Raw genomic sequence first — 26,215 nt, 5'->3', positions numbered from 1 at the left:
GAACTGTTGTTTTTTCATTCCCGACAGACCGTTTTTCACTTCAGGCAGTTCGTTGTATTATCCGGAAAACCGGTCCCCGCAATTGCGCTGAATGATAATAACCAGGAGCTTATATGGCCTACACGCCCGAGCTGATTGATGAAATCGAGATCCTCGCTAAATACAATCTCACCACGACCCAGGAAGGGTTGAAAGTGCACCAGACTGCAGGGCAGAAAATGGTGACGGCGGCGAAAAGGCTGCATGCGAAAGGGCTGATCACCCAGGCGGACGGCGGCTACCTTACCAGCCTCGGCCACGACGCGGCGGAACACGCCCAGGCCCTGCTGACTATCTTGAAGCCGGTTTGAGCGTCTCTGGGGCTCAGCAGGCGCTGAGTCCCGATTCATTGGCGGCGTCTTTTCGCCGACGCCCCACAAGCAATATATTCCTCGGCGTTATCTCGCGACTACAAAACTCCCGCATTGTCACTTCATAGCCCCGTTCTTGCAGAAATAGCGCGCGATCCAGCGCCAGCCAGATTTCCAGTGGGCGGCGAAACAGATGTCTCACCAGTTCTACTCTGCGTACTTCGCGATAACGTGAACGGCCGGCTGTTGCGAACTGGGCGTAGTCGATGTCCTTGGGCAGGGTGAGTTGTTTTTCCTGTGCGGCCCATGCGCAGAAGGCGGTAAAGTCGCCATTCAGCATTGCTTTGGGAAGCGATGGCGTAGGGAGGTATTCGTCTTTATTGCGTAACTGACGTTGTAGTACGTCGAATCCCAGACGCCATTGGCTTTCTTTCTCTCGCTGCGCGCGCTCTTTCGCTGAGGCAGTGACGGTTTCCTGCACCGCCAGGGATACGTCTTTCAAGGACAAGGTTAGACTGGCCCGACGGGCGGTCTCGGAGAGAGGCTGGTATTGCTCGCCAAGACAGAGCTTGTGATAACAGCATGGGGCAATGGCGACGCCATCCGCCGCACTGTCCACACCGGCGCGCAACAGGTTGACGTGTAACTGCCCACAGGCGTGCAGGCCCAGGCGCCACCCGCCGCGATACGCTTCCGTGCTGGAATCGAACGGCTGTAGCAGGTCCTGTTGAACATAGCGGATCGGCAATTGTTGTTTATCCGCCAATGCCTGTCCGCTTTCACATAATTGCGCGTCCAATTCGAAACAGAGCGACGTTACTTCGTTGGCGCCGGCGATGGCTCGGGCGAGGTGCCCTTTGCCTGAACACCAGTCGTGAACGTGTCCGCTCAGCGGCGGAAGGGCGGCGGCGAAGGCGGTAACCTGACGCCATTTGCGTCCGGGCGCATGTAAGGCGTCAAAAGGCGAAAACGTCAAAGGACGACTTGATGCGGCGGCTAACTCACTGGCCCGCGACAACTCCGGCAGCCAGGGCAGAAATGGTTGCGCGATTTCCTGAAACCGGGCTGGCTCGGCGGAGCAGGTATCGACTTCTGCATCAGACAAACTATTGATCGCGTTATAGAGTCCTGGATGCACGTTGCGCCAACTCGGATGAGTTGTTTCAAAGGGGCGTGGTTTCCAAAAATAGTCATGCTCGGCGAGCAGGGCGTCGAGGGACTGGAAGCGTTGAAGTAGATCCAGATCGCCCCGCTCAGAAGCGGCGTCAGGATGCAGCGGAACAGCGACTGACATTTAGTTTAATAATTGATCAGATGAAAGGTGCGCAGATTTTATAGTGAATTTGGGGTTTGGCAAGCGAAATGTGAATGCCTGATAACGGGAAAGTCCTTGTTGGAGAGGCGTTTCGCCGTGACCTTGCGCGCGCCTTTCGTTATATTGCACGGGTTTTGCTTAAGCCAAAAAACACACTCGCTTTTTCAGGTAGGAAAATATCCATGATGAGTACGACCGATCCGCTTTGGAAACAGGCGCTGGCTGGCGCGCAAATGCTATTTGTGGCATTCGGCGCACTGGTGTTGATGCCTCTCATTACCGGACTTGATCCCAATGTCGCATTATTCACCGCCGGCGTAGGCACCTTGCTGTTTCACCTGATTACCGGCGGGCAGGTTCCCATTTTTCTCGCCTCCTCATTTGCTTTTATCGCGCCGATTATGGCGGCGAAATCCACTTTCGGATTGCCCGCCACCATGGGAGGGCTGATCGCCGCCGGCTTGACCTACATGATTTTGAGCGCAGCGGTGAAGTTCAGAGGAACCGGCTTTCTGGATCGGCTATTGCCGCCCGTGGTGGTGGGGCCGGTGATCATGTCCATCGGTTTGGGGTTAGCGCCAGTGGCCGCCAACATGGCGATGGGTAAAAGCGGCAATGGCGCTCTGCAACTGGTTCCCTATGAAACGGCGTTGATGATTTCTCTGCCCGCGCTGGCGTTGACATTGATAGTGGCGGTCATGGGCAAGGGACTACTGCGTTTGTTGCCGATATTATGCGGCGTGGCGTTTGGATATGCGTTGTCGTTGGCTTTTGGCGTGGTGGACATGACGGCGGTAGTCAACGCCGACTGGTTCGGATTGCCCGCTTTTGTGGCGCCGGAGTTCAGTTGGGGGGCGATCCTGTTCATGATCCCCGTGGCCTTGGCGCCGGCGGTGGAGCATATTGGCGACATTCTGGCGATCAGCTCGGTCACTGGTAAAAACTACCTGCAAAAGCCGGGCTTGCATCGCACCCTGCTTGGCGATGGCGTGGCCACTTCTGTCGCGGCGGCGTTTGGCGGGCCACCCAACACGACCTACTCCGAGGTGACGGGCGCAGTCATGCTGACCAAAAACTACAATCCTAAAATTATGATCTGGGCGGCGGTTATCGCTGTCGCGCTGGCGTTTATCGGCAAATTCGGCGCGGCGTTGCAGACGATTCCGGTCCCGGTGATGGGCGGCATATTGTGTTTGCTGTTCGGTTCTATCGCTGCGGTGGGAATGAATTCACTGATTCGTCATCAGGTGGATTTAAGCGAAGCCCGTAACTTGGTGATCGTCGGCGTCACGTTGGTGTTCGGGATTGGCGGCATGGTGATCGGAGATAAAGATCTGGGTCTGAAAGGCATTTCACTTTGCGCCTTCGTCGCCATTATTCTGAATTTGTTGCTGCCGATGCCCGCTGGGCGCAAGGAGCACATTGAGCGTGTTGAGGATATGATTTAGTGGTAAAAAGAAGCCGGTTTGAGCCGGCCTCTTAAATACGTAAGTTAGCTGTCAATGAGTGTGTTGCACAGGAATATGATAGATGTTGCCGCCGATTTCCAGAACGTCATATTCCGGTGAACCTCGGTACCTCATAATGGTCATGGTTTCCATCGATTCGATATAGTGGGCTTCAACTTTTAAGGGCAGTTTTGCGTTGGGGCGCATTTCATCCCCTTTCTCATTCAGAATCACTAATCGGCCGTCGCTGGTCATAGTTATTCTGAAGGGCGCGTATTTATCATCCGTTTTTTTAACATGCCTTTCCCCTGTATTAGGGTGGTTGGGAAAGTTTGGGTCGTCTTTGGTTGGCTTTTGGCCTGGAGTGTGAGCGCATGCGCTCATTGATAGAGATGCCCCCAAAACAATGGTAGAAAACAGCTTTATTACATTCATTATTATCTCCTTGTTCAATTGCGTTATTTTTTTATTTAGAAAGACAGCTGTATGCGGCTGTATAGGAATCTTTTTGGGTAAACGGCTGGATAATTCCTCTCACTGTTCAGGACTTCTTTATTGTTGTCGTAGAGGTTGTCGACGCCGAACTGAAGCTCTCCCAAACGTCGAGGCAGCTTTAATCCCATGCGGAAGTTAAATATCCACATGTTTACATCAAAGCTTCTTTGGTCGGCAGAGGCCATCGAAGCCTGAACTCTTTGGTCGGTGTAAATTCCTTCAGCTCTTGCAGTAATCCTGCGTCCTGGAAACAGGTTTATTCCGAATGGCGCAGTATTAGTGCGTGTTCGATAGACGGCTCCTCCTCTAGACCCAAAATTATCTTTGATTTCTTGATCTTCGAAGGAATAGCCAAAGTCCAACGTTATGGATTGAGTTAGAGGGTGGTAATAATACAGACGGTAAGTTTCAAATTCGCGGTATGGATTGTCGGGTTCCATCTGAAAACTTTCAACGTGAACGTCGACCACTCTTCTGATGGCTTCGAAGCCTATTTTTCCTGAATCAGAAAAAGCGTAGTTCAAGCCAGTTGCGTAGACTTTAACGTCTGATCCGTTAGGATCGTCATAGAGTTGATTGAAGCCAAGAATCTGGGCCGGCTCTATTGTGCGGTTTGCCGCAATGTCTCGCTTTAACTTTCTGAAAGCCGCAATTCGCAGAGTGATTGGTTCGCTAAGATTGAATTCAAGGCCTAGTTTAGGCGACCACTGTTGAAACTTCCTGTTTTCTTCCGAGAGTTCAGAAGGAAAAGGTGAGAATGTAATTGACCGTGTTGCGTTGTTCTCAACAGTGTCAAATGCCGTTCCTAATATAGCGAATACCTTTTCATTCGGCCTAAAACCGAAATAAACATAGGCGCTCTTATAAACAACATCTTCTTTTTGGTGCAGCTTGAAAAAGCCGCTGTCCGCAACATTGGTTGAGGCATCGGTATTAGAGCGACCTACGCCAACTTGCGCATAAAAATTTTCTTGGTTATAGATATATTGCGCTTCATACGTGGACGGACTACGTTCAGATGATGAGCGTCCGGAGGCTGACTGTTGTCTCTCATCAAATTCCTGCCGAATTGCTGAAAACAGTAGGTTGTTGTGAATATTCAAGCGGCTTGCAATGCCAATTCTGTATGTTTCCGTATCTATACTTCGGCTTTCTGGATCTGCGTCTGGGGCGATCGTTTTCAGTTTAAACAGATGATCATCTTTCTCAGCCTTCCGCGCTTCCAGCTGAATGCTGATGGAAGGATGAATCTGCCACTGCAAAAGCCCATTGTAGATATCCTGTTCCTGATCCAGTCCGTTGCGAAAGCCATCGCTTTCATAGTGATACTGGCCGAAGCTGGCGCTCACCGGGCCCTGCAAACCGGAGACGACGATGTCTTCTCCCCAGGTGTCGTCGCTGCCGACGAAGCCATTGGTCAGGCCGTAAACCCCATCTTGTAGAAACAAGGGATGGTATTCATTGACGCCGCTGCGTGAGGGCCCAAGTCCTTCCACGATAGGCAGTCCAGTCTCGTAGAGTTGCGGTTGCAGCGGATAAGCAGTGATAGGTTGCCAGAGCTGCGCCTGCATCAGTTCGGAAACCCGGGCTGCCTGATGATTGGGTTGCGACAGGTAGCGATCCGCGAGCAACCGATGGCCATCGGCGCTGGTCGGATCTTGCCTGAGCGCTTCCCATCCTTCCAAAAGCACCGCCTGATCGAAGCCTGCTTCACCGTATGCGCGGGCCAACGCTGCGCTACGGGCGGCGGAGTCGCTTTGCAGCAGCCCGTCTGAACGATAGACCGCGCGATTGCGGTTCAGTTGTTTGGATCGCTCCAATTCTTCTATGGCGCCAACGGGGTCATTGCCGAAGAGTTTGTTGACGCCATCGTAGAAATACGGCGTCGGGTCCTGCGGATCGCGCTCTTTCGCCAGTAGCCACTGCTCACTGGCGTCGTCGCTGCGTTTTTCTTCGAAATAGGCGCGCCCCAGATAGCTGCGCAAGACAGCGTTGTTGGGGGACAGACTGACAGCGACTTCGAGGTCGTTGCGTCCGCCCTCCAGATTGCCGCCGCGCAATTTGCTCAGTCCCAGACCCAGCCATGCGTCAGGAACGCCAGGGTCAGCTTTGATCGCGCTTTGGAAATGAGCGTCTGCGTCAGCCAGTTTGTGCTCGAACAACGCGATAAATCCTGCAGCGATTTGCGCTTGAGGATGCGTGGGAGCGATTTCCGTTGCGCGTCCGGCGGCATATTTGGCGTCGCTATATGCGCCGGAAGTAAGCTCAAGCTCAGCCAGACGGGTCCACGCGATGACGCTCTGAGGGGCGGCCACCGTCGCTCTTTCCGCGGCGGCAATGGCTTCCGGCAGATTTAAGTTTGCCTGCCAGGCGTAAGAGAGGGCGAGCTGTGCGGACGGGCTGTCAGCGCGCAGGGCGACGGCGTTCTGCGCCAGTTGCAATGCCTGTTGCGACTGACTGTTGACCGCAGCGAGCACGGCTTGCATGGCGAGGGCGAGATGCCCCAGGCGCGGATCATTTTGCAGAGGCTCTAAGAGGTTGCCTGCTTCCTGCTGTTGACCGGACGTTAACAGTATCGCCGCCTGCGCAAGTCTTAAGGACGGTCCGTTGCCGGAATCGGCGCGTAACGCCTGTAACGCTGCATCCGGGCGATTGCGATCAATCATCTCCTGGACTTGAGACAGTGTGGCGGCGCCGGCGCTGTCGCTCATGGCGGCTAGCTCCTTCAGCACTGTGCCTGGAGGGTAATAAATCGCCCAGGCGACCGTGTCATGCGTATTCACCTTTAAACTGCGCAAGTGCGCGCCTGTATCGCTGCGCGCCTGTTCGCCCTGAGTCAGTCGCAGGCGTTCCGTGTCGGTGAAAGCCAGCACTTTGCCTTCGATTACCGTGACGGAGCCGCCTTGCGTCGCTTCTACGACAAACTCGGTGCCTTCCACCATGGCGTTCACATAGGGGGTGTCGACTTCGAAGCGGTTGACGATTCGGCTGAGAAAATGCGCGACGCCTTGCTTGAGCTGCACCCAGAAACTTTGTTTCTCGACGTTGTCAGGAAAGCGCATGATGGCGCTCTGGTTCAGGCGCATGTAGGTGTTGTTGCGCAGATAGATGGAGGCGCGACTGTTTTGCCCTGTGCGCAGGGTATCGCCGGGGCAGAGATATTGCTCGGGCGTCAGCGAGGTCCAGGCTTGTTGGGGGAGTGATTTTTCCAGCGTTCCCTGTACGGCGATAACTTTGCCCATCCAGTCCGCGCAGGGAGGGGCGGCGACGGAGGTTCCTGACAGCGTCAGGCTAAGGGAAAACAATGCTCCGCATGAAACACGACACAGCAACTGGCCACGCAGCAATAGGCCCACGGCGAACTCCTTAACGGGTACCGCATTTATTATTGATGTTCAGGCTGACAACTGCGTGAGGACAACGCGCCGGATTTAATAAACAGCTTCCGGCAAGCTCAATATCCGCCCAGATATATGACTATGTTTTTATATCGATGCGGCGCCAACGTTTGGAAATTATCCCTAAGGATTAAATCCGGATACAGAGACGCGCATCTGTCTTTTGGCTTATTCAACACTTATGAAAGTGTCGCATAGTCATGTAATTATTCTGAGAGGATTCTAGCAATAAATCCAGGCATTAGTGCCGGTAATTCAGTGGAAAAATTCCAATAAACTCATATAAATGGACTAGGCCTTAGTGAGTTGGGAGACAAATTCCGGTGAGCCTTTATATGTTGACTGTGAAGATATTGCATCACATTGGCGCAGATAAAATTTGCATACGGAATCGGCGCTATTTTCGTGCAGGCGCGCAAAAATAACTCGCGCTTGCGCGATGTCTCCGAGGTCCAGGCAATGCAACGCTTGCCGAAATGCGAGTTCATTGTCATGACTCCAGTTGTCCTGCATCAGGCTGAACAGGGCGACGGGATGCTGTTTGCCCTGTAGTAGAAATCGTCCCAGGGTGCGAAGTGAATGGGACTGGGTATCCGCGCAGGCTTCGCTGATCAGCGTGTCCGTTCCCAGTAATTTATTGGCGTTTTCAATGCGCGACGTTGTGTTGACGATGTCGCCCATCGCCCGGTATTCGAAGTGGTCGGAAGCGCCGAAATGCCCCAATACCACTTCGCCCGCATGCAGGCCGATGCGGGTGGGGAGCGGCGAGTCTGGATACTGTTGATTGAACAGGTCGATGGACGCGCGCAACGCCTTTAATGCGGGCTCGATTGTCGTCCAGGTCTTATCGGTCGAGATGTGCGGCCAAAGCGCGATCACCCCGTCGCCCGCCACATCGGAAATGATGCCGCCGTGCTGGCGAATTGGCGTGAGCACCGCCTGATAGTAGCTATCCATGATTTGGCTCAGTCGCTCCGGGGACACGCTTTCAGACAGCGCTGTATAGCCGGCGGCGTCGGTTGCGAGGCACACGCCGAATAGTTTTTGCTGTTGCGGTAGTCCGGGCTGGCTGGCCAGGCGCTTAATTTCATGCGCCGGAATATAGCGGCCAAAAGCCAGCTCCAGACGACGCTTCTGCTGGTCGATAATCTGCACGCGCCGCCATACCCCATGCAGCGCCGCAGCGGGAGTCAGCGCCAGGATAGGCGTCATCCACGGAAGCCAGACATAACTCTGTACAAACAACGCGTAGGTCAACGTCATGTAGCCTGCGGCGAGCAAACCCAGCAACAGTAACCCGCGACCGGGAGAGGCGATATTGCTTAATGCGAACGCCAGCGCGGCGTAAAACAGCGTTGCGATGAACCAGACTCCCAGGTGATAACGCACCGCGCTGTTTTCCTGCAGATTGGCGTAAGCGGTGGCGGCCAGCTCTACACCGCTGATGTCCAGGCCGGTGTCTGGCGTGAAGGGGGTGTAAAAGCCGTCGCGCTGGTCGGGCTGATACTCCGCTGCATAGCCGATGAAGATCGTGGCGTCCCGTAAGAGGTCGGCGTAATCATCGGGGCTGGCGAGGAGATGCTCCATAAAAATGGTCGGTATGGATCGGGGTGGGCCATAAAAATTATATAGCTGCGTTGGTCGTAGCTCCTGTAGGCGGGCGATGGCGGCCTCGCGATCTGGGGCGCGTTGCAACAGCGCCGCCGCGGGCATCGCCCAGCGTGGCGGGTTGGCGGGCTGACGTAACCAGAAGCGGCTGATCTTGGAAGATACTTTCGGCAGTGCGAAAGGCGCTGTCGTCGCCGCTGCGTTTGCAAACAGGGGGAGCGGCTCGCTGATGCTGTCCGCGACAATGCGGCGACCATCTACGTTGGTGATGCGGCGCATGCTGAAAGCGAACAGGGCCACCTTGCCGCTGCGGGTCATAGCGTCGGCGAAGCGTGCGTCCGCCGCGGGGTCACGGGCTTCTCTGAAATAGATATCGAACGCAATCAAACCGACCTGTTGTGCGTCCAATGTGTCCACCAGATCCCCGTAAACCGACCGGGGCCATTCGGTGAGGCGGGCCGGCGCCTGCAGGTAGGCAGCGGTGTTTTCCGTGATCGCTATCACCGCTACTTTGGGAGGAGGAGCGCGCTCGCCACGCAGGTGAAATAAGGTATCCAGTCCGAAACCTTCCTCCATGCTCTGACCAACTGGCGTCATCAGGCCAAGCGCTAAAAGCAGGCTCAGCAGCAAGGGCGGCAGCCACATTTTCAAGTGCTGCCGAAGAGGCGAACGGTATCGTGGCTGTTCGGACATCTGATTAATTTTTACGGAAAAATCACTCACTAGCGCGTAACATATAAAACATAGCCGGGGACGGCGTAATAAGAAAAAATGATGTCGGAGCTAATACAGTATGAGTCTTTTATCGCAGATTCCACTTTTCTCCGGGTTCGACGCTGAACAACTCCAGCAATTGGAAAAGCATGCTGTTTTTCGGTGTTTCCAGAAAAACAGTATTGTCATTACGGAAGGCGACCGCAGCGACTCCCTTTATATCATTGTCTCAGGACGGGTCCGAGTGTTCTGTAGCGATGAGAACGGCAAGGAGGTCATTCTGAACGACCTCAAAGCCGGCGAATATTTCGGCGAATTGGCCCTGTTCGATGACAAAGAGCGCTCAGCTTCGGTGATGGCTACCGAACCTTGCCGCTTTCTGATGTTGAACAAATCCAGCCTGTTGGAAGCGTTCAGGCAGACGCCCGATCTTGCCTACAACCTGATTATTCACCTCACCCAACGCGTGCGCGCACTGACCAATAATGTGAAAAACCTGGCGCTGATGGATGTCTACGGCAGGGTCGCCAGCACTCTGCTACAGCTGTCGGAGCGCAAAGGCGACCGCCTGATTACGGAGATTCCGCTGACCCAGCAGGAGATCGCCAACCGGGTCGGCGCCAGTCGGGAGATGGTCTCGCGCATCATGAAAGATCTTGAGATAGGCGGATATATCAAGGTGGAGAAAAAGAAAATCGTCATTAACGACGCGCTGCCAGCTCACTACTGAGCCGGCGCGCGCAGTTCCTCGTCCTTCAAGGCGTTATTAGCGGCGTGGCGGTCCTTTTGTTTTGCGCCCATAGCTCCAGAATGGCTTCGTCACTGATCAGCGGCGGGTAGCGTAGGTAATCGGTGGTTAAAGCGACCGGGCGCAGTCCGGGCTGTACGCCTGGGAGGGCTCCGGGGGCTTTGTCCTGATCGATTGCATTCTCCAGTGCGGAAGCATTGGTCTGGATTACAGGAGGATGTTTATCGTCACTGATGGACACCCTTTCAAAGGCGATGCTTGCGGCGACGGCGCAGAACAGGGCGACGGCGACCAGTGGCGCATCAATATAGACTTTCATAGGACGGCTCTTTTTGTAGTTGCGACTACTCTCGGAAGTTGAAAATCTGGATCAGCGTTGAAATTGCAATAGTTATTAGAGCAGCGGATGCAACAATCCTCTGTAACACAATGCACTTTCAATGTGTGGAAAATTCACTAACCGACCGTCCTCGCGAAGCATCTCCACCGTAATCCCGGCGCAGGCGCTTTGGTTGAACTCACCCGCTTCCCGGATACTGCCGGCTAGTCGCAAGGGGCCTGTCCAGGAGCCGCGAACGCGGCGGTTGGCCCTCTGTATTAAATATAGTCCAAAATATGATCACTGGGACGGCAATGTAAAAAAGTTTTTTAAGGTTGCGTCGGGCAAGGGCGAATGTTTGCTATTTGCAATAAGTTAGTCTTACATTGAAGAAAAGTTGTGGCTAATAATTGAGCAGATTATGGCGCTTTTTTCCAACGTAAAGCTGGATGCGATCAAAAAAAGGAAAGAAGAGCGACCCAACGATTCTGGCGAGCGACATACTGTTTTGGTTGTGGATGATGAGCCCGCCAACCTGAAGATGCTCGCCAGCCTGTTAGCGGACCAGTATCGGCTTATCGAAGCCCGCAGCGGCGCAGAAGCGCTCGACAGGGCCCAGGAACTGCCGGACCCCTCCAGCATCAGTCTTATCATCAGCGACCAGCGCATGCCGGGAATGAGCGGCGTGGAATTTCTGGAAAAAATTCGCCTGATTATTCCAGATGCGGTGCGCATTATTCTCACCGCTTATATGGATGTGGGCGCTATTTTGGAAGCGGTGAATCAAGCCCACATTTATCAGTTTATTATCAAGCCGTTTGACCGGCATGATTTTCTCCTCACCGTAAAGCGGGCGACGGAGCACTTCGACCTGCGTCAGGAGCTTAATGGCTACGTGCATAAGCTTGAACAGAAAGTGACGCAGCGCACCCAAGAGTTGGAGCGTAAGAATACGGAGCTGCGGCAGGCCTATGACAAGCTGGAGGCGCTCAGCGTCACCGACCCTCTGACAGGCCTCAAAAACCGTCGCTTTATCCATAGCGTGCTGCGCCAGGACAGCGCATTCGCCGCACGGGAAAATCTGAATCTGGAAAATCGACCTGTTGCTCCGTCGGAAGCGAAAGCCAGTGAAGATGTACGGAGCCTCCGGCGCGATCTATTGTTCTACCTGATCGACATTGATCATTTTAAGCAGGTCAACGATGTGTATGGTCATATGGCGGGAGATCAGCTGTTAAGAGGGTTCAGCCAGCTGCTGGCGTCGTTGTTTCGCGAGTCCGATTATCTGGTGCGCTGGGGCGGCGAGGAATTCCTGGTGGTCAGTCGCTTTGTGAGTCGTGAGCAAGCCTGCTTCATTGCCGAGAGAATTCGCCGGGAAGTGGAGCAGGCGACGTTTGAAATCGGCCTGGATGAAAGCGTCAACAAAACCTGCTCCATAGGCTTCGCCTGTTATCCGTTTTTTACTCAGCGCCCTGGCTACTTGTCCTGGGAACAGGTGGCGGATATCGCCGACTGCGCTTTATATGCGGCCAAACGCAGTAGCCGCAATAGCTGGGTGGGCGTGTTCAGCAACAACGCCGAGGAGCCCTGGTCGGAAATTTCCGGCAAAGACTGGCTCAGTCGCTTCAAGGCCGGACCTGACGATATGTTGAGCCGGGGAGAGGCGAAGGTGATCTCCTCTTCTGAGGCGGCCGGGTTTCAACGCTGGTTTGGATCAGACGCGCGATGAGGCTGCGCGCAATCATTTTGCTTGTACTGGGGATGCTGTCTGCAGGTTTATCCGTTATCGCCCTCGCGCAGGAGAAGTTGAGCTTCGCCCTGATGGTGTCTCGTAGCGAAGGGGATTTGTTTTATGAGCCATTGGTGCGCTTTAGCGAAGCCGTGGCTGAAGATCTTGGCGTCACCCTGAAGGTCTATTACGCCCAGGACGACCGCATTCTATATACCTCCAACATCGAGAAAGCCGCTGGGGAGGAGGGCGCGGACGCCATCATTCTGCAAAGTTTCAAAGGCGGCGGCGCCCGCTACGTCAGTATTGGCGAGCGCTATAAGACGCCCATGTTCTTCTTCAATGACGTCAATATGATGGACGATGTCGCTGGCTCCACTTTTTGGGTGGGGGAAGTCACTCCGGATGGAGGCCGAGCGGGCAGGAGTCTGGCGCAGACGCTGGTGGAGCGGGCCCGCAGCCTGGGGATGCGCAATGATCAGGGCATGATTGAGGTCGTGGCTCTGGAAGGGTTTTCTTCCTCTGGCGCCTCGCTGCGCCGGGTTGGCGGGTTACAGGATTATGTCGCCGCCAACCCGGACGTCATCCTGCATCAGGTGCTGGCGGCCAATTGGCGACGCGAGGAAGCGGCGCAGAAAATGGATGGACTATATAAGCGCTATCCGGGCGTCAAGGTCGTATGGGCCGCCAGTGACTCCATGGCGCTGGGCGTCGTCGACTGGGTGGGAGAACATGGACTGACCATGGGGAAAGACCTGCTGGCGGGAGGCATCGACTGGGCTGGAGAAGCGTTGAAAGCGATTGCCGATCATCAAATCGAGGCCAGCTACGGCGGCCATTACATGGAAGCGGGCTGGTCCATTGTCGTGATGTTCGATTATCTGCGAGGAGCGTTGCCCGTCGGCGAACATCTGAGTTTGAGTACGCATATGGACGAGCTGAACGCAGGCAACGTCGAGCGCTATTTGCAGCTATTCGGTGATATGGACTGGAAGAAAGTGAATTTCCGGCGATTTTCCCGTTTCCATCACCCTGAGTTGACGCAGTATCGCTTCAGTCTGGATGAGCTGATGCGCGCCAGCGAAGGACCTTGAGTGAGTATGGCTGAAGGTTCGTTTTATACCTCTCTGCGATTTCGCCTGCTGTTCTATATCCTGCTTTGTAGTTCTGTGATTACGCTTATCGTGACCACATTGCAGTTGTATCTGGATTTTCGGACGGACGTTCAACTCATAGAGAGCCGCTTTGACCAGGTGGAGCGCAGCTATTTGCGTCCTATCGCCGATGCCATCTGGAACTTTAATTACCAGGCGGCGGAAATCCACCTGGACGCGATTCTGAGCCTTCCCGATATGGTGTGCGCCATGGTGCGTCAGGATCAGGAAGTGCTGGTGTCGAGGGGCGCGACGCCGGAAGCGGAGCGTAGCGCCATAGTTAAGTCATTCATGCTGGAGCTGCATCGCGACGACCGCACGGTCATCCTCGGGCAGCTGACTGTGTGCGCTTCGCTGGAAGGCGTTTATGAGCGCCTGTTCAGTCGCGTTTTGGTGATTCTGGGCTCCCAGGGGATAAAGACGTTTTTGACCTCCGCCTTCTTCCTGTTTATTGCGCAGCTATTGGTGACGCGGCATCTGGCGAAAATGGCGCGCTACGCCAAAGGTCTGAGTAAGGAAGGTTTGCATCAACCGCTGCTATTAAGGCGCAAATCAGCCCCAGATGAGCTGCAATCGTTGGTGGACGCCATCAACGCCATGCGATCGAACCTGCTGCAGGATATGGAGCGCCAGCAAGGTTTGATTCGGCTGGCGCAGGAAATGGCGGGGTTGGACGACAAGCGCGCTGTGCTGGCCTGTGCGGCGGAGTATCTGTTGCGCAAAGCACATCCACGCGAAGGGGCCAGGGTGGCGGCGTTTGTTCCTTTTCAAGGCGTCGAGCAGGGGCGTGTGCGCTTCGAACATTTAACCGCTGTAGCGCCGCTGCAGCGTGGCGCGGCGGATTTCAGCGTGGAATATCTGGACCATTCACCAGTCGAAGATTTTGGCGGTTTTCAGTGGATGCCTGAAGGAGCGGGTATTCGCATTAGTGGCGACGCTGTGGAACTGTCTTGGGAAGAAGAGGGGCGGCCTGTTTTCTATCTGGGACTCATCGGGATAGATACCACGCGCATTCAAGGCGAGCAGGAATATGAATTGTTGCCGACGCTGATGCAGTTTGTGTTGCTGACCCTGAAGAACGTGCAGACCACGCAAGAGCTGGAGGGCAAGGTCAGCCATAAGACCGCCTTGCTGCAGTCTGCAGTGAATGAGCTGACCGAGCGCAACGAGGAACTCAAGTCCGCGCAGTCCCAGTTGGTGCAGGCGGAAAAGATGAACAGCCTCGGCAGTTTGGTGGCTGGCGTGGCTCACGAAGTGAATAATCCTAATAACTTCATTCATGTGAGTACGTCCAATTTGCTGAAGGAGCTGTTCGATCTGCAAGTACTGATTTTCGAGCTTTCCGAGGGGGAAAGCGCCGTGCGGGAAGAGTTTGATCAGCGTTTTCTTACGCTCTATCGCCATCTCTCCATTATCATGGAAGGCTCCAGCCGCATTAAACGTCTGGTGGACAGCCTGCGTGACTTTTCTCGCATCGAAGGCGCGGAGCAAAGCAAAACGCGTGTGATGTCGGAATTGGAGGGAACGTTGCGGCTGGTGCAGTCGGCCCATCGCAGCGATATCGAATTTGACGTGGATCTACAGGCGGACCCGAAGATCCTGGCATTCCCTGCGCAATTGGGGCAGGTATTTATGAATCTGTTAATCAACGCTTGTCAGGCGGTTGAAGAAAAGCGCGTCGACCCACAGGCCGAGACTGGCTATCGGGGGCGGATAAGCGTCTCCAGCCGGATTGAGTCGGGCGCTCTCTGCATGGTTATCGAAGATAATGGGCCGGGTATTCCTCAGGATCGGCTGAAGCATATTTTTGACCCTTTCTATACCAGCAAGCCTGCGGGGCAGGGCACCGGCCTGGGTTTATCCATCTCGTACGAGATCATTCAGGCGCATCGGGGAGAAATAACCTGTGAATCGGAGCCGGGACGAGGCGCGAAATTTGTGATCCGCTTGCCGGTGTGCTGGGATTAAAGAGAGTATGTTGCTTGTATAGGGATGACAAGTTGAGTTGGGCCTGTTCAATCAGGCGTGAGACTAAGGAGGCGAAGATTCCCATCATCAGCGACGATGCCGGAACTTCGACTTGCCTTGGATAACTGCTTTGAGACGTACAGAAATCATGAACGCACCGCAATTCGACTGTGTCGAGCAGATTGGGACCGCTTTGGCGGCGCATTGGTATAACGCCCTCGCAATTGAAATCAGTCCGGGACAACAGGTATCTCGCTTGCTGGCCACTGGCGACGATGTGGAGATGTGTCTGGGAGGGTTTGAGTGGATTTGCGATGGCGAGGAGAGGGCCGCTCTAATCGGCCTGCCAGATAAAGATCCCCATGGCGCTGCGATAGCTCTTCCGGAGAGCGTTAACGACGGCCATCGCTGCCTTTTCATTCTCAATCTGGCGGCGTTAATCGCCAACAAAATCGGCGCTTCCGACGACTTCACCGCCCTACAGGATTCTCAAATCACCGACGACCTGATCTCGATGCTGAAAACCGCGATTGAATACGAAATGCTGCATTCCCTGGGCGACGTCAAGCGCCAACTGGAGCAGGGCGGAGTGAAGTTCGCTGCTGACGCCGTGGTTGGCGTATACCGCCACGATGAACTCACCCCCACCATTCTTGAAGATTACGCCAATGGACCGGAACAACTGGAATTCTGCTCCCACAAAATCGCCCCGGAACAAGTACTGGAAATAGTGGCCGACGCCTTCTACCGGTCTGAAGAAAGAAAGACATGGCTGAAACAAGGCGGACTGTTTGTGGTCGAATGTGAACTGTGACAGAGGAGACAAGCGGCTAGGAATATTGGTTGAGGCGGACAGGATTTGAACGGGCCGGCCATCCGGTGGCGACCGCCAAGGTCGTCTTTCAGGCAATAAAAAAGCCCGATATGAAATCGAGCTTTTAGGAATACTGGTTGCGGGGGCAGGATTTGAACCTACGACCTTCGGGTTATGAGCCCGACGAGCTACCAGACTGCTCCACCCCGCGACAACGAGGGCGTATACTAAAGATCCGAGTGGCGTACGTCAATGGCAATTGCAAAAAAACTTTTGAGGAATCGCTATTTATTGGTGTGTACAGAGCGAAAGTCTATAGGATATGCTGAAACGGTGATTGCTGACGCTTTTTTGAACGAGGTCTGTGTAGCTCTACAGGCGATGCATTAGACTGAAATGTAGGCATAAGAGACTATTGAAATTGCCCCGACGAATTAAAGCGCTAACTATCAAAAATGAATGATATGGGAAGAGGCCTGTGGTTTATATCTATAAGGTTATTGAAGCAATTTATGAAAGGGTTCGATATTAAATAGAACCCTTGATGATCTTGAGGCTGTATTATATTTTTAGGGTGGCCAAGTGAAAGTTGCTTAATTGAGGTATGAACTTCTCTCCATCGTTGCTTCCAATTTTAACCTTTGGCATATGTGTGTCTGTGGTTACAGATGTTGCCCCCCCAGACTTTAGAGCTTCATGTAAATCTGGTTGAGGTATTTTGTTGTTATTGTTCTTACTAAATACATAGAAATTAATATTATTGGATACCCCAAGCCACTTTGCTGCCTCTGATAGAGCTTTGCAGATATTCTTATATAAAACCTTATTTGCGTCGATTAGTGCTTTGTTGCCCATTTCGTGTTCGCCGTCAACGTTTAAGTTTTTGGCATAAATATCCATTAATATTTTAGACGGGGTAATGTCGAAATAATTGGCTGCTACTTTTACTGCAGCTACTATATCTTGAGAGAGTGTTGCATTAATGCCAAAAACCCACATTTCACCGTCAATGACTGAAGCATCTTTGGTGATTCCAATAGTTCTGTCTCTAAAGGGAGATAGGCTTACCTCTGGATTCCGTATTTTCCAAACAGGCAGGCTGTTTAGTGTTGTTCGAAGAACATGTGTTCTTCCGACTTTTTGGTTGCCAAATATTAAATTCACATCTGTTTTGTATTCGTATTTGCCTTCTGCCAAAGTCGTTGCGCCAGAAACTTATAACATGATATATCCTTAATGTGTATATTTAAATTTCTAGCTCACTGATAATGTGATTGTATTGTGTTATTTCTTCTATCTCTTCTGGTCTAAACCCTCCAAACATTATTCTATTTTCAGAAAGTGCTTTTTGAGAATAAACTATTACTTCTTCGTTTAATTCGGTGCTTGTAGTCCATTCATCTGATATAAACTTTATGCATTTTTTTACTTCTTTTAATTCTAAATAGTCTTGTGACAATTTTTGTTTTACTTGGGTTATCATTTTGTCGATGGGAGGGATGCCCTCGTCGTATGAGGGAACATAGGCTTCGGTGCAGTAATAGTCGCAACCATCGAAGGCTATGCTGCACCGATTGCTCAAGACTAGACTTTTTGTAAATATTATCCATACGCATTTTTTATCCATAATTACCTCATAAAAGTATGTTATTGAATTGGTCTAGATTGCTGAGATTTTCTCTCTTGTTTTGGTTTGCCACATTAGAAACAGGTAGCGACTATAAGCCCAAAAAGCCGTCATTATTTTTTATTAAATTGAAATTTTTATGAGTTTAGCAGTGAGAAGCGATATTCATTGTCGTTATGGTAGGTGGGGACGCCAAAATAATCCCCGTATATAGAGTGAGGGCTAATGTTTTGAGTTTTTTCTGTGCAAAAGAGGAGTGGTGCTGATACGAACACAGCCTATATTTGTGTCTTTGGTATTGCGAAATGTAGCTGCCAGCATGCTTGAGCTAAACAGGGTGTTGCTTAGATCGCGGAGGGTCTCCGCATACGATCGCCAAGGTCGTTATTTTCAGGCAATAAAAAAGCCAGCTAAAAAGCTGGCTTTAAGAATGCTGATTGCGGAGGCAGGATTTGATCGCGGCGGGCCTCCGCATACGACCGCTAAGGTCGTCTTTCAGGCAATAAAAAAGCCCGATATAAAATCGAGCTTTTAGGAATGCTGGTTGCGGGGGCAGGATTTGAACCTACGACCTTCGGGTTATGAGCCCGACGAGCTACCAGACTGCTCCACCCCGCGACAACGAGGTGCGTATACTAAAGACCTTGTTTGCATCCGTCAACCCCTTGTGAGAAAAACTTAACGGTGTGGTCAAATATCGCGCGGAGTTGGGCGCCGGCGTGAACAAACTACGAATGTTTGACTATTATTTAGCTCAAGCCAGTGTATTCAGACGCCAATAGTCTCTCTTATGTGCAGAGCTGTTCGGCGTTTCGTATAGAGGTTGGGCGCAGCCTCTAGAGCCAATAATAAATCAGTGATGTCAAGAAACAGCCCGATTGGGCATTTGAGAGAGTGAGTCAGAACTTCGATGGATTCCCTGGAAGAGCTGTTCGCCCGAGCGCGTAAAAATGAAGAAATTGCGCGTAACCTGTTTGACATTGAGGTCGCGATCCTCAATGTCGCCAAGGTACAGCCGTTTCTTGAGCATCTGTTGCAAACCGTGCAGGACAAATTCGGCGTCAAGCATGTCTGGTACGCCATGGTTGAAAGCGCCCATACGGAATCCCTGATAAAAACCCTGAAAGCCTCGCCGGATCTGGTGGGGAAATGGGTGAGCGCGCCTTCTGTTGAGTATCTGGCGGCCACTAAAGGCGCGCGGGAGCCGCTGATGGATCACGCCGATCTGTATCGTTTCTTCTTTATGACTCCGCCGGAAATCCGCACGCAAATTCGCTCAATTGCGATACTGCCTTTGATTCTTGAAGGACGTCTGGCGGGCAGCTTGAACCTGGCCGCCGACGATCAGGAGCGTTATCGCGCGGATAAAGAATGCTTCTTTTTGCGTCAGCTGAGCGTCAAGGCGTCGCTATGCCTGAGTTCGGTAGTGGCGCGGGAAAAAGTCGCTGACCTGGCCACCCGTGATCCGCTGACGCAATTACGCAATCGCAGGGAAATGGAGGATGCGTTGGACGTGGAGATAAGTCGGGCGGCGCGTAATGAACAGCCTTTAGCGCTCGCATTTATTGATTGTGATGATTTTAAGTTGGTCAACGATGCTTACGGTCATGACGTGGGCGACGAGTACCTGAAGCATGTCGCTGAAGGGCTGTGTGTGATGCTGCGCAAGTCTGATCAGGCGTTTCGCTTCGCCGGGGACGAGTTTGTGGTGCTGTTGCCCAACCAGGACCAGGAGGGCGCTGAGCAAATTGCGGAGCGACTGTGCGATTACCTCTACGCTAATCCATTGGTCATTGACGACATGCGTATTCCCGTCAAAGTCAGCATCGGCGTGGCGTCCACCAGTCAGATCGGGACGGGAAGCGCGCGATCGCTGTTGAAGCTGGCGGACAAGCGTTTGTACGAAAAGAAAAAGCGTAAGCCCTGCGCGACGGCGCGACTGTCGTCTCAGGATCAGTGCTGACGCTCTCGCAGCACGCTTTCCCGATATTCTCCCGGCGTCATCCCAGTCCATTTCTTAAAAGCCCGATGAAAGGTGCTGGGCTCGGTGAATCCCACTTTGAAGGCGATCTCGTTGATGGACATTTCCCGGCGCGAAAGATAATAAATCGCCGCGTCTCGTCGCATATTGTCCTTAATCTCCTGAAACGACGTGTTTTCCTCTTTCAGACGCCGCCGCAGAGTCTGTGGGCTGACATTGATCTGGGACGCGATGAACTCAAAATCCGGCATTTGCTGGCTAAGATCGCGTCCTACCAGCGCCCGGATTTTAGATGTATAAGTATTGCTGTCGTCCGGTCGCGCAAGCAGGTCGGCGGGAGATGTTTTCAGAAACTCCTTGAGCGATGGCTCATCTTGAATCACCGGTAACTGCAGATAGCGTTTATGGAAGTAAATGCGTGTATCCGGCTGATTAAATTGCAGTGGGCAGTAAAACAAGTGGCGGTATTCACTGGAGTGTTCCGGCTCGGGATAATTGAAGCGGGCTTCGTCCAAAGCCACTCGCTGTCCGGTCAACCAGCAGGCGAGTCGGTGCCAGATCACCAAAAGACTTTCCTGAAAGAAGTGGTAAGGGTCGTGAAAAGTCGCCTCGGCGTCGACGATGAGCACGGCCTGATCCCCATGCACTTCCAGCTTCAAGGTCACCGGCTTTTCGAACAGAGAATAAAAGATACGGCCGCGGCGCAGCACGCTTTCCAGGTTATTGCAGTGCACCACCAGATAACACATGGTGGCGAAGGTTCCGGTTTTGCAGACGGTGTCCGTCAAGCCCATAAACTCGTCCTGCAGAACCTTCCAGATACATTGCATTAATTTAGTGTACTGCGGACCGCCCACACGACTGCGCGGGTTTTGGTACGCCTGCAGGGGGATGCCTGCGCAACGCAATAGTTCGGCAACGTCCTTGCCTTGTCTTTCCGCGCCGCTAAGCGCGGCGCGAACAAAATGACTGGAAACCGTAAGTTTTGCCATGTTTTTGGGTATACCGGCGGAGAATACTGTTCGTCGTGCCCTTGTGGGGCGCTAACCTATTGGAATCTATAGAAACTCTGATTCGCTCAGTCTTAACTAATTGCCTGTCATGATCAAGGATGATTTCGCCAATGGATTTGGCGCGGAATCCCATTGGCGCCTGAACAAGGGGCATGATAATGGAGATTGCTGAAGCGGCGCGTCCGGCTATCCGATAGTCATCGCGTTGATAATTACAATGAAATGGTGGTTTCTTTATATGGCTGCGCCTTTGTCCTCCCTGAAAATACTCGACTTCTCCACGTTGCTGCCCGGTCCCTGCGCCACCATGATGCTGGCGGATATGGGGGCGCAAGTTTTGCGAATCGAATCGCCCACGCGCACCGATCTACTGAGAGTTGTTCCGCCGATGGTGGGCGAGGTCTCCGCCAGTCACGCTTATCTGAACAGGGGAAAGCGCTCTCTGACCCTGGACCTGAAACAGCCTCAGGCTATCGATATCGTCAGAAAGCTGATTCTTGAGTACGACATATTAGTAGAGCAGTTTCGACCGGGAGTGATGCAGCGTCTGGGGTTGGACTATGAAACCTTAAAGGCGATCAATCCCCGATTGATTTATTGCTCCATCACCGGATATGGACAAAGCGGTCCCTATCGGGAAAGACCGGGCCACGACATTAACTATCTGGCGTTAGCGGGCGTCAGTTCCTACAGCGGACGAGTGGAAAGCGGCCCGGCCCCGTTTGGCGTGCAGACGGCGGATGTGGCGGGAGGCTCGCATCATGCGGTGATGGGCATTTTGGCGGCGGTCGTGCAGCGCCAGTTAAATGATGAAGGGCGGCGCATTGATATTTCCATGAGCGATGCGGCGCTGTCGATGAATCACATGGCGATGGCGGGCTATCTGGCGACCGGAGAAGATCCGCAACTGGAGGCGGAAATCCTCAATGGCGGGGGGTGCTACGATTATTACCGCACTCAGGACGGACGCTATCTTTCCGTTGGGGCCTTGGAGCCGCAATTCGCCGAGGCGCTGTGTCGCGCTTTGGAGATTCCTCATATGCTGGCGTTGATGTTGAGCCCTCGGGAGCAGGACCGGCAGGCCAGTAAGCAAAAGCTGGTGGAAATCTTCCTGGGTAAAACTCTGGCGGAATGGGAGCGGATATTCGCATCGATCGACGCCTGCGTAGAGCCGGTTTTAACCTTGTCTGAAGCGGAAAAACATCCACACTTCAACGGCAGGGAAATGTTTTGCCAAGTGAGTGACGCTGAGGGCGTGAGTCGAAAACAGTTGGCGTCCCCCATCAAATTCGAGGGAGACGCCTTTGTTCCTGGTCGCGCCGGCGCCGCCTTGGGCCAACACAGCCGGGAAGTATTGACGGAGCTGGGCTTTAGCGACGATGAGATAGACGCCCTGATGGAACAGGGAGTTGCCTCATCGCCGAAAAGGCTGTCCCAATAAAGTTAGAATGTGCCGCTGACGGCGTTGTTGATGCGCTCCAACTCTCTGCCTGCCTCAGAGTTGTCCGTCACCGGCGCCACGATGCCAGCGCCCACAGTGTTGGCTACTGCGCCAGCGGTATTGATTGCGGCGTTTCCGAAATCGCCCTGGGCTGCGTACTGTACGGCGCTGCCAGCGAACATTCTGGCCTCCCGCATATGGGCTTCGCCCTGGGACAACGTGCCTCTCTCATGCTCAGACACGTTATTTGCGATGCTATGCGCCTGGTCGTTAGGCAATGGCACGCCGTTTTGCTGCAGGAAACTGTTTACCCCGTTGACCGCCTGGCCGTAGTAGGTTTGAGCTCCTTCGGTGCTGGCCGCGAGATAAGCCCGGCCGCTTGACGAACCCGTTGGGTGAGAGGAAGAGCCTCCTCCCAGATCAGAGCCGCCAAGTCGCGCACTGTCGTTAGACGGCGAGGCATGGTTCAGGCTCGACGATGGATTGGTCGGATTGGATTGTTGGGTTGATTGCACTTGATTGGCGGATGATACGCCATGGATATTTGTCATCTGACGACTCCTATACTCGCATGAAGCTACTTGGGTGTACCGGCTGAGCGGAATTAGACGCAGTCGGCGCTTTTTGACTAGTGCCGATAGCGTCTACCAGCTGCTCGCGGATTTGGGTGGCGCTTTCAATAAAGAAATCCAGTAAGTTGTTTAATTGAACCGCCTCGTTAACGTGCTCTGTCAGATATTGCATATGGAACGTCAGGCGATGGCTTTCCGGGTTGAGGGACAGGGTGGCGCCGCGAGTGCTTTTGCCCAGAAAATTCCACTCAAGCAGTTGCTCCAGCAGAGCGGCTTTGCTTGCTTCCGCGCTGGGCGCATGGCCGAAATCCGCATGCAGCAATAACCAGGGGCTGTCATTGGTTTGTACAATGGAATAGAGATGGCCATCTACAGAGAGAGAGCAGACGCCGTTATCGTCGAGCTTCATAAACGGCAGATTGTAATCCTGGCCTAATTGGCGCAGGAAAGAGTTGATTTTAGTTTGGCCGGTTTGGTCAACCATCTTGAACGTTCCCTCATACTGACTATTTGTCTGCACTGGGTAACGCTTTCTGAAGCAAAGTTGCGCCGGGTTTTAGCCCTGGCGCAACCAGATAGTAGGGAATTGAGGCCTAAGGCAGTCGATAGGCCGCCAGTTCGCCTTTCCACATGAGCGGCATCAGCACCAGTTTTTGTTCCGGAATATAGTCCAGGTCTGCGCTGCCGGGAGTAAGTTCGAATTCCGCCGGCGCCCTGTCCAGGGAGCTGAAATAGAACAGACGGCCGCGCATGAAATCTGTGGCCAGCAGGCCGTTTGCGCCATCGTCGGTGACGCCGTCCAGGTTGCCAAGCGGCTGGTCGTCAATCAAATCGCTGATGCGTTTGTCGGACAGCTGAACCTGTTTCAGGCGGCCGGGGATGCGTGTGCTGAAGTCCGCCTGCAGATCCTGGCCCCAGGCGGCTACCAGCAGGCGATCGTGCTGCGCCCATAGACCATTGGGGAAATTCAGTTCCGCAGAGCTTAGCCAGATTTCCAGGGAGCCCTGATGCAGGCGGTAAATACGCTGCGCCAACAGGTCGGAAATATAGACATCGCCGTTGTCGGTGACCGCCACATCGTTGAGAAACTTGGCCTCCGGCGCTTCATAGGTATGAACGATTTTTCCGGTAGTGATGTCGATATCCAAGACCCGGGTCAGGTCCGCCACATAAAGGTGGTCGCCATAGACGCCCAGGCCCTTGGGCGCATTCAGGCCCTGCACCCAGTGCTTTTTCACAATGTCTCCGTTCTCCGTCAGTACGGAGATATAACCCAGTCCATTGGCGGCGTCAGCGCCCCCATTCATGCTGGATAACAGAATCTGATGACGTTTACGGTCGTAAATCGCGGATTCCGGCTGGTCGAAGCCGGAAGCAGTCCAGACATTCTGGAGAGAGGGTTGCGAAGGCGCAGCAGTCTCCGCTGATGCGGCGAAGGGCAGGGTGGCGAGTGCGAGCAGGCTGAGAAGTCGAGAATGCATGTTATCTCCTGAGACGGAACAATTAGGTTGTCGTTTGAATGCGCTCAGGTTATGTTTTTGTGTGACTTTTTAAAACTGCGGGATATTGAAGTGACAGTATGTGTATCTTTTTCCTGCTTGAAGCGACATAGGAAGGATGGCGTCATATGAAGCAAGAACAGGCAGCTAATCAGAGCAGCGATCGATCAGAACTGATCGCTGTACTTAAAACCGCATTGAAAGCCAAAGGGTTCACTTACCGCGACCTGGCGGAAATATTAGGCGTTTCGGAGCAGAGCGTTAAGCGGCTTTTTCGTGATCAGGATTGCTCCTTGAGCAGGTTGGAGAAAATTTGCGAGGCGATAGGCGTCTCTCTCCTTGATCTGATGCTGGTGGCGCGCAATCGTCAGGAACCCCTCACTCAGATCACCCCGGAACAGGAGCGCTTCCTGGCGTCCCATATCAGCCATTTCAATATTTTGTTTCTGCTCACGCAGGGGTACAGCGTCACCGATATTCAGGCGCGTCATGGTCTATCGCAGGCGCAGATGTACGCTTTCCTACGCGCGCTGGAAGTCTGGCGCTTTCTGGATATCAAGCAGGGACTGGAGATTCGGCTGCGAGTGGAGGGGCATTTGAGCTTTCCTCTGGGAGGCGCGTTGCATGAACACATTAAAGGCATGAACAGCCGTTTCCTGTCACAGGTTCTGGACGAATATGAGCAGGAAGACCGACTGTTTGACAGTGGATTTCGGCGCATCTCGCAAAGCACCCTGCAGCGCTGGCGACGGGATATGGAAGAGCTGGTCCGCCAGGTGCGGCGCAGCGCGTATCAGGACGAACGGCTGCTGCCGGCGGATCAGCTGGTTCCGGTAAAATGGACGCTGTGTTTGAGCCCCTTTGACTGGTTTGCGCAGTTAGAGGTGAATCCTGAGGATGCTCTGGCCGCTATACCGAAGCAGGAAATTTAAGCGGATTCAGTTAGCGCCTGGGTGTGAGGCAATCAAGATGGCGCGCCGGCGTTGTCGCGGAATTCGCCGGGCGTCACTCCCGTATGACTCTTAAAGCTGCGGTGAAAGGAGCGCACTTCCGCGAATCCAAGCTGGCGGGCGATATCCGGAATGGGGATGTCGGAGTGGGCCAGCATATCCTGCGCCATCTCCAGGCGCACCTCGTCGAGTAACTGCTGGTAGCTGCTGTGGGATTCGCTCAACCGTCTCTGTAGCGTGCGGGCGGTGACGCCAAGCCGTTCCGCCACCATATCCTGACGGCTGACGCCATGGCGTAATTGGTGGCGAATGGCGTTCTTCACACGGGTCAATAAGCTTAGATCTTCTTCATCCAGCGTTTTGATTTGAGCGCTGGCGTGGCTTTCCAACGTTTGCCGCAGCAACAGATCCGGCTGCCGTAAAGGCGTGTCCAACAACCTGTCGTTCACCACCAGTCCGCTCACGGGGCTGTCGAAGATGACCTCACACTGGAAAGCGCGCTGGTAGGCGGGTTCGAATTCAGGGCCGGGAGACGGGTGTTCAAATAGAACCTGCAATGGCGCGGCGTTGTCCGCGTTTGCGAGCCAGCGGGCGAAGTTGACCCAGGACGCCAGCACATTGGCGATCATATGCGGGCGCACGTCTGGATCAGGATAAGCGCAGTCCCAGCGAATCAGCGTCTGCGCGCCTTCTTGCGTCAGACTGGTGACGCCCATGTCGCCAACCAGCTTTTCAAAGGGAATGATGCGCTCCACCGCCTCCCGCAAGGTGCTGCAACTCATGACGATATAGCCCAGCACGCTATAGGAGCCGGGTTGCACATAGCCGCCGCTCTTCAGTCCCAATAATGGGTCCTGAGCCTGCTGCGCCAGATCGCGCAACAAAGACTGAAATTGATCGCCATTAATGCGTTGATTCTGTCCGCCTTGCAGGATCACCGGGTCCACGCCGGCGGCGGCGAGGGCGCGCTCGCAGTCCAGGCCAGAGTCGGCGGCGAAGCGCAAATATTGATTAACGGCGGGAACGGAGGCGAATCCCAAGTGCTGGTTGGCGTTCATTTCTTAGTTTATTA

22 protein-coding genes and 2 tRNA genes are annotated in these 26,215 nt (G+C 53.6%); 10 read left to right on the top strand and 14 right to left on the bottom strand.

What is annotated here, in order from left to right:
* The first annotated feature begins 113 nt into the window (after positions 1-113).
* Positions 114-350, top strand: coding sequence for a TIGR02647 family protein (locus tag ONV78_RS07480; protein WP_011398411.1), 237 nt, complete (start codon positions 114-116; stop codon positions 348-350).
* Between the two features lie 13 nt (positions 351-363).
* Here the strand turns inward: ONV78_RS07480 and ONV78_RS07475 are convergent, their stop codons facing one another.
* The gene (locus ONV78_RS07475) at positions 364-1,644 is read right to left on the bottom strand and encodes a methyltransferase (protein ID WP_279502273.1); all 1,281 of its coding nucleotides are present in this window, start codon (positions 1,642-1,644) and stop codon (positions 364-366) included.
* 203 nt (positions 1,645-1,847) lie between these two features.
* Between ONV78_RS07475 and ONV78_RS07470 the strand changes: the two genes are divergently transcribed.
* Complete coding sequence (locus tag ONV78_RS07470; RefSeq protein ID WP_279502271.1) at positions 1,848-3,113, top strand: uracil-xanthine permease family protein; 1,266 nt, start codon at positions 1,848-1,850, stop codon at positions 3,111-3,113.
* Between the two features lie 51 nt (positions 3,114-3,164).
* Here ONV78_RS07470 and ONV78_RS07465 read toward each other — a convergent pair whose 3' ends face one another.
* The 3 genes from ONV78_RS07465 to ONV78_RS07455 all read right to left on the bottom strand — a co-directional run bounded on the left by ONV78_RS07465 (position 3,165) and on the right by ONV78_RS07455 (position 9,307).
* Entirely contained in the window at positions 3,165-3,548 is a 384-nt protein-coding gene (locus ONV78_RS07465; protein ID WP_279502269.1) for a hypothetical protein, read from the bottom strand.
* Between the two features lie 35 nt (positions 3,549-3,583).
* The gene (locus ONV78_RS07460) at positions 3,584-6,964 is read right to left on the bottom strand and encodes a FecR domain-containing protein (RefSeq protein WP_279502267.1); all 3,381 of its coding nucleotides are present in this window, start codon (positions 6,962-6,964) and stop codon (positions 3,584-3,586) included.
* A 333-nt stretch (positions 6,965-7,297) separates the two neighbouring features.
* Positions 7,298-9,307, bottom strand: coding sequence for an adenylate/guanylate cyclase domain-containing protein (locus tag ONV78_RS07455; RefSeq protein WP_279502265.1), 2,010 nt, complete (start codon positions 9,305-9,307; stop codon positions 7,298-7,300).
* Between the two features lie 100 nt (positions 9,308-9,407).
* On the opposite strand from ONV78_RS07455, the gene ONV78_RS07450 reads away from it, so the two are divergent.
* Positions 9,408-10,058, top strand: coding sequence for a Crp/Fnr family transcriptional regulator (locus ONV78_RS07450; protein WP_216737109.1), 651 nt, complete (start codon positions 9,408-9,410; stop codon positions 10,056-10,058).
* Between the two features lie 25 nt (positions 10,059-10,083).
* On the opposite strand, the gene ONV78_RS07445 is transcribed toward ONV78_RS07450, so the two are convergent.
* On the bottom strand, positions 10,084-10,395 hold the full coding sequence (locus ONV78_RS07445; RefSeq protein WP_279502264.1) for a hypothetical protein: 312 nt from the start codon (positions 10,393-10,395) through the stop codon (positions 10,084-10,086).
* 421 nt (positions 10,396-10,816) lie between these two features.
* On the opposite strand from ONV78_RS07445, the gene ONV78_RS07440 reads away from it, so the two are divergent.
* The 4 genes from ONV78_RS07440 to ONV78_RS07425 all read left to right on the top strand — a co-directional run bounded on the left by ONV78_RS07440 (position 10,817) and on the right by ONV78_RS07425 (position 16,060).
* Complete coding sequence (locus ONV78_RS07440) at positions 10,817-12,124, top strand: diguanylate cyclase (RefSeq protein ID WP_279502263.1); 1,308 nt, start codon at positions 10,817-10,819, stop codon at positions 12,122-12,124.
* Positions 12,121-13,218, top strand: coding sequence for an ABC transporter substrate-binding protein (locus ONV78_RS07435; RefSeq protein ID WP_279502262.1), 1,098 nt, complete (start codon positions 12,121-12,123; stop codon positions 13,216-13,218). The genes ONV78_RS07440 and ONV78_RS07435 overlap by 4 nt, the downstream gene beginning before the upstream one ends.
* A 6-nt stretch (positions 13,219-13,224) precedes the next feature.
* Positions 13,225-15,246, top strand: coding sequence for an ATP-binding protein (locus ONV78_RS07430; protein ID WP_279502261.1), 2,022 nt, complete (start codon positions 13,225-13,227; stop codon positions 15,244-15,246).
* 148 nt (positions 15,247-15,394) lie between these two features.
* Positions 15,395-16,060: a hypothetical protein gene (locus ONV78_RS07425; RefSeq protein ID WP_279502260.1), complete on the top strand. Its 666-nt coding sequence runs from the start codon at positions 15,395-15,397 to the stop codon at positions 16,058-16,060.
* A gap of 134 nt (positions 16,061-16,194) precedes the next feature.
* Here the strand turns inward: ONV78_RS07425 and ONV78_RS07420 are convergent.
* From ONV78_RS07420 to ONV78_RS07405, 4 genes are all read right to left on the bottom strand, one after another.
* Positions 16,195-16,271: transfer RNA gene (locus ONV78_RS07420), tRNA-Met, on the bottom strand.
* Between the two features lie 350 nt (positions 16,272-16,621).
* Positions 16,622-17,257, bottom strand: coding sequence for a hypothetical protein (locus tag ONV78_RS07415; protein WP_279502259.1), 636 nt, complete (start codon positions 17,255-17,257; stop codon positions 16,622-16,624).
* 49 nt (positions 17,258-17,306) lie between these two features.
* Complete coding sequence (locus tag ONV78_RS07410; RefSeq protein WP_279502258.1) at positions 17,307-17,687, bottom strand: hypothetical protein; 381 nt, start codon at positions 17,685-17,687, stop codon at positions 17,307-17,309.
* Between the two features lie 541 nt (positions 17,688-18,228).
* Positions 18,229-18,305 (bottom strand) — tRNA-Met (locus ONV78_RS07405).
* 292 nt (positions 18,306-18,597) lie between these two features.
* Here ONV78_RS07405 and ONV78_RS07400 point away from each other — a divergent pair.
* On the top strand, positions 18,598-19,650 hold the full coding sequence (locus ONV78_RS07400) for a GGDEF domain-containing protein (RefSeq protein WP_279502257.1): 1,053 nt from the start codon (positions 18,598-18,600) through the stop codon (positions 19,648-19,650).
* Here ONV78_RS07400 and ONV78_RS07395 read toward each other — a convergent pair.
* Positions 19,641-20,660, bottom strand: coding sequence for an AraC family transcriptional regulator (locus ONV78_RS07395; protein WP_279502254.1), 1,020 nt, complete (start codon positions 20,658-20,660; stop codon positions 19,641-19,643). The two genes, ONV78_RS07400 and ONV78_RS07395, sit on opposite strands and share 10 nt — an antisense overlap.
* A gap of 238 nt (positions 20,661-20,898) precedes the next feature.
* On the opposite strand from ONV78_RS07395, the gene ONV78_RS07390 reads away from it, so the two are divergent.
* Positions 20,899-22,122, top strand: coding sequence for a CaiB/BaiF CoA-transferase family protein (locus ONV78_RS07390; RefSeq protein WP_279502252.1), 1,224 nt, complete (start codon positions 20,899-20,901; stop codon positions 22,120-22,122).
* Between the two features lie 2 nt (positions 22,123-22,124).
* On the opposite strand, the gene ONV78_RS07385 is transcribed toward ONV78_RS07390, so the two are convergent.
* The 3 genes from ONV78_RS07385 to ONV78_RS07375 form a co-directional block, all read right to left on the bottom strand.
* Positions 22,125-22,673 (bottom strand): hypothetical protein, encoded by a 549-nt coding sequence (locus ONV78_RS07385; RefSeq protein WP_279502250.1) that lies wholly within the window; start codon positions 22,671-22,673, stop codon positions 22,125-22,127.
* 10 nt (positions 22,674-22,683) lie between these two features.
* Positions 22,684-23,178, bottom strand: coding sequence for a CesT family type III secretion system chaperone (locus ONV78_RS07380; protein WP_279502247.1), 495 nt, complete (start codon positions 23,176-23,178; stop codon positions 22,684-22,686).
* 109 nt (positions 23,179-23,287) lie between these two features.
* Positions 23,288-24,175 carry a hypothetical protein gene (locus ONV78_RS07375; protein ID WP_279502246.1) on the bottom strand — a complete coding sequence of 296 codons (888 nt, stop codon included), beginning with the start codon at positions 24,173-24,175 and terminating at the stop codon, positions 23,288-23,290.
* A gap of 146 nt (positions 24,176-24,321) precedes the next feature.
* On the opposite strand from ONV78_RS07375, the gene ONV78_RS07370 reads away from it, so the two are divergent.
* Positions 24,322-25,125 carry a helix-turn-helix transcriptional regulator gene (locus ONV78_RS07370; RefSeq protein ID WP_279502244.1) on the top strand — a complete coding sequence of 268 codons (804 nt, stop codon included), beginning with the start codon at positions 24,322-24,324 and terminating at the stop codon, positions 25,123-25,125.
* A 32-nt stretch (positions 25,126-25,157) separates the two neighbouring features.
* Here ONV78_RS07370 and ONV78_RS07365 read toward each other — a convergent pair whose 3' ends face one another.
* On the bottom strand, positions 25,158-26,201 hold the full coding sequence (locus ONV78_RS07365) for an AraC family transcriptional regulator (RefSeq protein WP_279502243.1): 1,044 nt from the start codon (positions 26,199-26,201) through the stop codon (positions 25,158-25,160).
* Positions 26,202-26,215 lie beyond the last annotated feature (14 nt).

The organism is Hahella sp. CR1 (assembly GCF_029813005.1).
Classification (GTDB): Bacteria; Pseudomonadota; Gammaproteobacteria; order Pseudomonadales; family Oleiphilaceae; genus Hahella.
This window is presented reverse-complemented; position numbering and strand designations above follow the sequence as displayed.